Source organism: Rheinheimera riviphila (assembly GCF_004005945.1).
GTDB classification, from domain to species: Bacteria; Pseudomonadota; Gammaproteobacteria; order Enterobacterales; family Alteromonadaceae; genus Pararheinheimera; species Pararheinheimera riviphila.
In genome coordinates, this window is the sequence record NZ_SACS01000034.1 from 19,144 (window position 1) to 28,001 (window position 8,858).

Genomic DNA, 8,858 nt, shown 5'->3' on the forward strand with positions numbered 1-8,858 from the left:
ATGATGGGGCAGTTATTCTGGAAATTTTTGTTGGCGTTCTGGTCGGCACTGGCTTTTGCCTTTGGCTTGATTTGGGCCGTGGTGCAGCTGAGCACCGATCCCGGCGACGATCGGCCAATGTTTGGGCCCCAGGCGCGGCTTATTCAGCAGTCGGCGCAAACCATGGTGGATGCTGGCGGCATTGAGTTGCTGCGTAAAGTGGTGGCGAAATGGGATTTGGATCCGATTGCGCGGGAACGGATTTTAATTCTCGATGCGATGGGGCAAGACTTATTACAACGACCAGTGCCGGCAGACTGGCGGCAGCAACTGGTGCAGCGTTCGAATCAGGCAGATTTTGCTTTGCATAGCGCCGATGGACAGCACTGGCAATTGCTGGCGGTGGCGAATCCGCAATTCTGGCCCGGTCGCTGGCGCAACTTTGGCGAACCGGAGCCGCTCGAAGGGGAGCGCAGATTTACCGATCGCGGGCCTGCTTTAGAAAACGGGGTGATGCGCCGACCGCCCACACCGCCGTTCTGGTTTCACCCCAGCTTTATTTTAATCAGTATTGTGCTGACCAGCATGGCTTCCAGCCTGGTGCTGGCCTGGTATTTTGCGTCGCCGGTACGTCAGCTGCGTCAGGCGCTCGGCGCGCTGCCAAAAGAGCAATGGCGCACCCAGCTCAGCGGTAAAATTACCAGCCGTAAAGACGAATTTGGCGAGCTGGCGCGTAGTTTTAACCTGATGGCGCAAAGTGTCTATCTGGCGATTTTGTCGCAGCGCCGGCTGTTACACGATGTGTCGCATGAATTACGCTCGCCCTTGGCCCGATTACAAATTTTGATTGGCCTGGCCCGGCAAACCCCGTCGGAGCAGGAATCGGCTTTGGCCAAAGTAGAAACTGAAGCGGCGCGCCTCGATGAATTGGTCGGCGAAATTCTGACTTTTTCCCGGCTCGAAAGTGGCGAAGTGAATTTTCAGCTGCAAGAAGTTGATTTGACTGAATTGCTGGAATCGATTTGTGATGATGGTCAGCTGGAAGCAGCTGCGCAGCATAAACATCTGCAACTGGCTGAATTACCCCAAATTCTGGTGAGTGCCGATGCCGAGCTATTGTACCGGGCTTTGGAAAACGTCATTCGTAACGCCATTAAATACACGGCGGAAGATTCATTGGTGCTGGTGCGGGCGCTGGTGTTGGATCAAAGCGTCAGAGTGTTGGTTGACGACGATGGTTGTGGCTTGCCACCAGAGCAGTTACCGCTGATTTTTAACCCGTTTTTCCGTAGTCACAGTACCGGTAGTGGCGTTGGGCTGGGGCTGAGCATTGCCCAGCGCGCGATCAGTGCTTGTGGCGGTACTATCAATGCCGAAAACCGCCTGAACGCAGCTGGCGAGCGGTGTGGTCTTCGGATCAGCATCGAGCTACCATTGTTGCAAGCATCCTGAGCCGCTCATAGCCCGTCCTGAGCTGAGCAGCGCTGAAATTTTCGTGCCGGACCACTGCTAATATGCTGTTGCGTTGTTGTGATTCAACTTGGCAGTGATATGAACAGTTTAAATATACAATTAATGGTAAATGTTGCGGTTAGCTTTAAAATTAATCAATCAAATCAAAAACATGACTAATTTCAACTGATTGGACTTGCCTTCTTTCAATAAACGCCAATACTTGGCTTAGGTCAGCGTTTGCTGCTTTATTCTGGCAGCGATTTGGGTGGTGGTATCAATGAGCCCAGATCGCAAGCGCTATGAATACCATGGATTTTTTAAGCTAAATGAGGTTGTTATGAAGAAGACTTTAACGGTAGTAGCTTTAGGCCTGGCAGTTGTAGTATTAAGTTCGCCTGTGGCAATGGCGCAAGAGCAGTGGACTGTTTCGCTGTGTGAATACACCAAAGCAGACGATAAAAACCGCATTCGTAAATTGTTATCAGACAACAAAGTCAACGTGCGTAAAATCTATGACAACGTGCAATGTAACAAAGAATCGCTGATTAAATTCGCCATGCGCAGTGACGCGTACGAAGTGGGTGCATTTTATGTCAAGCAGATGCCAGCCAAAGCCTTAACGTCAGAAGGGCTGGAAGCCTGGGCGACTGCCAATGGCATGGGTGATTCACCATTGATTAACGATATCAAAGCGCGGATTGGTCAGGATTAATTTTCCTTCGCTGCTGGCATCGACTTACTGAGTTAAGTGCTGAATCAATGAAAAAGGCCGCAGTTTTGACACTGCGGCCTTTTTACATTTCAGGTTTGCTGCATCAATAACCAGCAGCTTGGCCGTCTTTGCGCGATTCAGAAGCGCCATAATAAACGCCGGTTTTTGGATCTTTTAGAATGGCTTGATAGCCACCATAACCGCCAAAACCATACCGGATATCATGACCTTTTTGCTGTAATTGCTGAATGGTTTGGTACGGCACACCCCGTTCAACTTCGGTGTAACCACCGTTTTCCAGATACATTTGGCTACCATCAGTTGGCTCGGTATTGCCGAGGTGCTGCCAACGCGCGGCGTCACCGGCTTCTTGCAAATTCATGCCGTAATCGACCATATTCACGATAATCTGCACATGACCTTGTGGCTGCATCGCGCCGCCCATCACGCCAAAACTGATGTATGGCTTGCCATCTTTGGTGGCGAAGGCTGGAATAATCGTATTAAAAGCGCGTTTGCCAGGGGCAAAGGCATTGGCGTGTTTAGCGTCCAGCGAGAACATCTGACCGCGATCCTGGAAGCCAAAACCTAACCCAGGCACCACCACACCAGAGCCCATGCCACGGTAATTTGACTGGATTAACGACACCATATTGCCGTCTTTATCCGCCGTGGTCATATAGATGGTATCGCCTTCATACAAATTCGGGTTACCAGCATCGACCCGCTGTGCGGCTTTATCGGTAATCAGCTTGGCACGTTCCCGGCCGTATGCTTCAGAAATCAGCCCTTTGACCGGCACTTTGGCAAAGTCCTGATCGGCGTAGAATTTGGCACGGTCTTCAAACGCCAGTTTTTTCGCTTCAATTAAAGTGTGCAAACTTTCAGCGCTGTTAAAGCTCATACTTTTTAAATCGAAGTTTTTCAGAATTTGCAGCATCTGTAGTGCCGCAATGCCCTGACCGTTGGGTGGTAATTCCCACACATCGACGCCGCGATAATGCACCGACACCGGCTCTACCCATTCTGATTTATGCGAAGCAAAATCTTCATAACGCAGATAGCCGCCTTCTTTTTTCATAAAAGCATCAATTTTGCGGGCAATCTCACCTTGATAAAAGGCATCACGGCCGTCTTTGGCCAGAGTTTTTAAGGTTGATGCCAGGGCCGGGTTTTTAAAGATTTCGCCTTTTTGTGGCGCTTTGCCGTTGATAGTAAAAGTGCCTTTAAAATCACCCGGTTGAGGTGAAAGCCTGGGCACTGAAGCATTCCAGTAATAAGCGATGAGTTCGGATACCGGAAAGCCTTGTTCGGCGTATTGAATGGCTGGTGCCAGAATTTTAGCCATCGGCAATGTGCCAAATTTGTCATGCAGACTAAACCAGCCGTCGACGGCACCCGGTACGCTAATTGGCAACATGCCATAAGGTGGAATATCAGTGCGACCGAGTTTTTTCACTTCAGCCTGCATTTGCGCCAGCGTCATGCCCTTTGGCGAACGGCCAGAGCCATTGAGGCCAAATAGTTTTTTATCTTTGGCTGACCAGACGATGGCGTATAAATCGCCGCCAATGCCGTTGCCGGTGGGTTCCATCAGGCCAAGCGCCGCATTGGCAGCAATGGCCGCATCGATGGCGTTGCCACCTTGTTTCATAATATCCAGCGCAATTTGGGTGGCCAGTGGCTGACTGGTTGCCGCCATCGCATGCGGTGCTATCACTTCAGAGCGGCTGGCAAAATCGTGGCCAGTGACCCGATCATAAGCCAGCACCGCAGGAGTTGGTGCTAATAAAGCCGTGATCAGCGTGAATCGTAACGAGGTAGAAAGCAGGTGCAGGCGCATCAGAAAGCTCCGGATTAAATTTTCAGCTTCGAAGCTAACTTTAGCGCTTGCTAAACTCCAGCGACAAACGACCAGTGGCGGCGCGGGGTCGATGGGTGGACAACCCCGCAGCGCGCTTAAACTTTAAATTGTTTCACCAAATCGCTTAAATGCTCGGCTAATTTTGCCAGTTCGATACTGGAGGCCTTGGTTTCATCTGCGCCCGCCGCAGTCTGAGCAGACAAATCTTTAATATTAATTAAGTTTTTGTCGACTTCTCTGGCAACAGTCGCCTGTTCCTCGGCGGCGCTGGCGATGGTCATATTCTGATCGCTGATTTGGCCAATCGATTCGGTAATCAACTTCAGTGCGGCGCCGGCTTCCATCGCCAGTTTTAACGTCTGGGTGGCGCGTTCGCTACTTTGCTCCATCGTCACCACGGTTTTTTGGGTGCCTGCCTGTACCGTTTTGATTGTTTGTTCAATCATCTTGGTTGATTGTTGGGTTCGATGTGCCAGCGCCCGGACTTCATCGGCGACCACAGCAAAACCACGGCCACTTTCGCCGGCTCTGGCGGCTTCGATCGCGGCATTTAACGCCAATAAATTGGTTTGGTCGGCGATGGCCCGGATCACATCCAGTACCTTGCCGATTTCATTGACATGGTCGGACAGCTGAATAATATCGGCGCGCGACAACTGAATTTCATTTTCCAGGGTTTGAATCGATTGGATAGTCGAATTGACTTTCTGATGCCCTTGTTGCGAGGTTTTATCGGCCTGGGTCGAATTGTCAGAGGTGGCGGCGGCGCTGCGCGCTACCTCTTCAATCGCCGTGGTAAGTTCAGTCACCGCCGTTGCCGCCATATCAAGTTCAGCACTTTGTTGTTGCATGGTATGGGCGGAACTTTCGGTCACTACACTCAGCTCTTCTGAGGTGACCGTCAATTGAGACGCTGATTTATTAATATCGTCCAGCGTACTTTGCAGTTGTTTCTGCATGGTCACCATGGCCCGGATCAAGACACCGGCTTCATCCGGTGCGTCATCGGCAAAGTGAAAGCTCAAATCACCTGCGGCGATGGCCTGGCTGGCAACCACGGCGGTTTCAATCGGACGCACTAAGCTTCTGGTAATCAGCACCGCCAGGGTCGCCCCAAACAGCACCGCAAAAATGACGGCGAGCAACGCGGTCATTTCTGCCAGAAAAATACTCTGTTCACCTTCTTGCGCTTGTTTGATGCCGGTTGCGCGTTGGTAGTCTGCCAGCTCGACCAGCGATTTGGTGACTTCGCGGGCCGCTTCCGTGAATTTCTGTTGCCTGAACTGCAATGCCTCATCGATTTTATTGTTATTAATCAGCACCATCAGTTCAGCGTACAGCGCATCAAATTTGATTTTGGCAGTTAAGACTTGTTCAAAGGTCGACCGGCCAGCCGCGGTTTTATGGAATTCAGCAGCCTGTGCCGAGGTGTCGTTATATTGTCGCACGGCCTGATTTAACGCCTCGTGCAGCGGGGCTTTATCAGCGTCGGCTTTGGCAATCAATAAATTGGCCAGCTGTAAGCGGATCAGCAGGAATTCACTATTCATTTTCCCAACCAATAACGCGGCCGGTAACCTGCGTTCTGCCAGATTGGACAGATTTGATTTGATTTCGAGTAGCCGGTAAAACGACGATGCGCCGACCACGATACTGATCAGCACCAACAGGCTGAATCCGATGGTTAACCTTTTGCCGATTTTTAGACTTCTTAACATCGAATATGCACTCCTGTGGTCGCCGAAAGGAGCTGAGTTACCTGTCGCAATTCACGAAGTGGCTGCGGTTCAAGGTGTAAAACAGCGCTAATGTCGTTGTTGATAACGGTTGCGAGTATAACTGCGTTAGGTTTGAGATTTGTTGTAAATTGTTTATTTTAAAAGAAAATGTGTCGATTATGGTCGATTGGTCGTGACCAAAACTTGTGAAGTGGCGGCTCCTGTATTGCTGTCTATGCCCTGATAATCCACTTTACCTGAAATCGCCTTGTCATGCTTACGCTAGCTTTCGCACCGCCTAAACTCCAGCAACATACGTTCAATGGCTTTGTCAGGACGACGAGCACAGTCTGTAGCAGTGTGATGATTGCGCTGGTTTTCCTTTTGGGTAGATTGCGATTGCATGACAAGATCTCTTAACATCAGTGTCCGCTCAGGTGCACACTATGCAAGCAACAATGGGAAATTAATGCAAATTCGTCAAGCAACCACCAGCGATGCTAAGGTCATTTCTAATTTAATCAAAGGCTTAGCACTTCAATTTATTACGCCTGAATTTACTGCTGCAGCAACCCAGCATTTTCTGAGCTCAAACAACCAGGCTGCGATTGAAGGTTTTTTCGAGCAAGGGTTTGTTTATTTTGTCGCAGAAAGCGCAGGTGCAAATGGTGTTGAACTCATCGGCTGTATTGGTATGCGCAACCATAGCCATTTATATCATTTGTTTATCAATGAGGCATGGCAAGGCCAGGGCTTAGCACGCAAGCTTTGGCAGCACGCGATGTCCTATTGTGAGGACCATGGCAACCCTGGAAGTTACACCGTGAATTCGTCCAACAATGCGGTGCCGGTATATCAGGCGCTGGGATTTGTCCGCACTGCGCCGATGCAGCAAATGCATGGCGTGTTATTTAATCCTATGCAGTGGGAGAGGAAGTAACTTCCAACTTGAACCCTAGCACTTAGCCGCAGCGCTCCACCAGTAAGGCGATACCCTGACCGCCGCCAATGCATAAGGTCACCAGGCCGAATTGGCCGTTGATGCGCTCAAGTTCATACAAAGTTTTCACCAGCAAGATAGCGCCAGTCGCGCCAACCGGATGCCCCAGTGCAATAGCACCACCGTTTGGGTTTACCTTTGCTGGATCAAACCCCAGTGTCTGACTGACGGCCAAGGCTTGCGCGGCAAAGGCTTCGTTGGATTCAATTACATCAATATTGCCAAGTGATAAACCGGTTTTTACCAGTAATTGTTGTACCGCCGGAATAGGTCCAAGCCCCATTAATGAGGGTTCGACCCCGGCCATGCTGTAGCCGACCAGTCTGGCTTTGGCGGTTAACCCCTGGCTTTTCGCGTATGGTGCCGTGGCCAGTATTAAAGCGGCTGCGCCATCGTTGAGGCCCGAAGCGTTGCCAGCTGTCACCATGCCGTTCGCCTGGAAGGCAGGTTTTAGCTGGCTCAGACTTTGTAGCGTAGTGCCTGGGCGGATATGTTCGTCCGTTGTCATCAAGGTTGGCGCAGCGCCGGTTTTGCCCGGCAACGGCACAGCGACAATTTGCTTATTAAAATAACCGGCTTGTTGCGCCTTTGCTGCCCGTTGCTGACTTTCCAGCGCAAATTCATCCAGTTGGTTGCGGCTAAAACCATATTTGGCTGCAATATTTTCTGCGGTGATGCCCATATGGCCACTGCCAAAAGGGTCGGTCAGAATACCCAGGGTTAAGTCGGTAACCGCGGCATGACCTACTCTTAAGCCTTTTCGCACCCCGGGCAATAAAAATGCGCCTTGGCTCATCGATTCAGCGCCACCACAAAGTGCCAGCTGACCATCACCGAGTAATAGCTGCTGCGCCGCGCTAATAATCGCCTGTAACCCAGAGCCACAAAGCCGGTTGACCTGAAAGGCATTGCTGCTCGGCGTCATGCCACTTTGCAAAGCAATCTGCCGTGCTAAATACACATCGTCGCTGGTGGTGGTAATGATATGGCCAAAGACGGCGACATCGACCGCTGCCGCTGCAACCCCAGCACGTTGGATGGCCGACGTCGCTGCCACTGTGCCCAACTGCGCCGGGCTTTGACTGGCCAGCGCGCCGCCAAAACTGCCAATCGGCGTGCGGGCACCACTTAAGATCAGGATATCGGACAGGTGCATGGGTTTTCCTTTAATTGGCGGTAAAAAGCAGTGAATATCTGGAAAAAGTAGTTTTCATGGCGTGTTGCATGTGCGCGCAGTGCACGTTAGATAAATCTGAACTTACCTATTCTGCTGTGGTTTTTCAACTGGAAGCAATGAAGACTGCCGCAACAGCGATGGTAAATGGCCGTTAAATCAGCGCGGTAAGCTTTTACTGGTCAGCACAGCGTTTTGGCGTATAATGCGCGCCGTGAGTTGGCCAAGACAATCGCTGCCTGCGCAAGCAGGGGGAGGAAAGTCCGGGCTCCACAGGGCAGGGTGCCAGGTAACGCCTGGGGGGCGTGAGCCTACGACCAGTGCAACAGAGAGCAAACCGCCGATGGCCCATTGTTCGCAAGAGCAGTGGGATCAGGTAAGGGTGAAAGGGTGCGGTAAGAGCGCACCGCGCGGCTGGTAACAGTTCGTGGCACGGTAAACTCCACCCGGAGCAAGACCAAATAGGCCCCCATTGGCGCGGCCCGCGTTGGGGGCGGGTAGGTTGCTTGAGGCGTGCGGTGACGTACGTCCTAGAGGAATGATTGTCGCTCTGGCAACAGAGAACAGAACCCGGCTTAACGGCTGGCTCACACCTCTTCAAAATAGAAAAACCGGCAGCTTGTACTGCCGGTTTTTTTATGTCTGGCTGACTTTGATGGCGTACTACCCTTCGGGTGAGTACGCCCTACTTTTCTATTTAAATTCAGGTATTTGCGTAGGGCGTACTCACCGCGGCAGCGGTAGTACGCCGGATTAGCGATTCCCGGCTAACTTCGCTGGCGTACTACCCTTCGGGTGAGTACGCCCTACTTTTCTAATTAAATTCATATATTTGCGTAGGGCGTACTCACCGCGTTAGCGGTAGTACGCCAGTTTAAAGACTGCTAGCTGACTTCGCTGGCGTACTGATATCAAAATTTAGAGAATGGAGTTTCTACTTTCAGAGCGACCTGCGA

6 protein-coding genes and 1 other RNA gene are annotated in these 8,858 nt (G+C 51.1%); 4 read left to right on the top strand and 3 right to left on the bottom strand.

Going from position 1 to position 8,858, the window contains the following annotated elements; genetic code table 11:
* Both EOE67_RS19480 and EOE67_RS19485 read left to right on the top strand, forming a co-directional pair.
* Complete coding sequence (locus EOE67_RS19480; RefSeq protein WP_127701120.1) at nucleotides 1-1,431, top strand: sensor histidine kinase; 1,431 nt, start codon at nucleotides 1-3, stop codon at nucleotides 1,429-1,431.
* Between the two features lie 340 nt (nucleotides 1,432-1,771).
* Nucleotides 1,772-2,146 (top strand): DUF3718 domain-containing protein, encoded by a 375-nt coding sequence (locus tag EOE67_RS19485; RefSeq protein ID WP_127701122.1) that lies wholly within the window; start codon nucleotides 1,772-1,774, stop codon nucleotides 2,144-2,146.
* 103 nt (nucleotides 2,147-2,249) lie between these two features.
* Here EOE67_RS19485 and ggt read toward each other — a convergent pair whose 3' ends face one another.
* Both ggt and EOE67_RS19495 read right to left on the bottom strand, forming a co-directional pair.
* A complete protein-coding gene (gene ggt, locus EOE67_RS19490; protein ID WP_127701124.1) occupies nucleotides 2,250-3,989 on the bottom strand; it encodes a gamma-glutamyltransferase in 1,740 nt (579 codons plus the stop codon).
* Nucleotides 3,990-4,105: 116 nt separating this feature from the next.
* Entirely contained in the window at nucleotides 4,106-5,728 is a 1,623-nt protein-coding gene (locus EOE67_RS19495) for a methyl-accepting chemotaxis protein (protein WP_127701126.1), read from the bottom strand.
* Nucleotides 5,729-6,095: 367 nt separating this feature from the next.
* Between EOE67_RS19495 and EOE67_RS19500 the strand changes: the two genes are divergently transcribed.
* A complete protein-coding gene (locus tag EOE67_RS19500; RefSeq protein ID WP_127701128.1) occupies nucleotides 6,096-6,668 on the top strand; it encodes a GNAT family N-acetyltransferase in 573 nt (190 codons plus the stop codon).
* Between the two features lie 22 nt (nucleotides 6,669-6,690).
* On the opposite strand, the gene EOE67_RS19505 is transcribed toward EOE67_RS19500, so the two are convergent.
* Nucleotides 6,691-7,884, bottom strand: a complete 1,194-nt coding sequence (locus tag EOE67_RS19505; RefSeq protein ID WP_127701130.1) for an acetyl-CoA C-acyltransferase — start codon at nucleotides 7,882-7,884, stop codon at nucleotides 6,691-6,693.
* Between the two features lie 233 nt (nucleotides 7,885-8,117).
* Here EOE67_RS19505 and rnpB point away from each other — a divergent pair.
* Nucleotides 8,118-8,496, top strand: an RNA gene (rnpB, locus tag EOE67_RS19510) — RNase P RNA component class A.
* The last annotated feature ends 362 nt before the right edge of the window (nucleotides 8,497-8,858 follow it).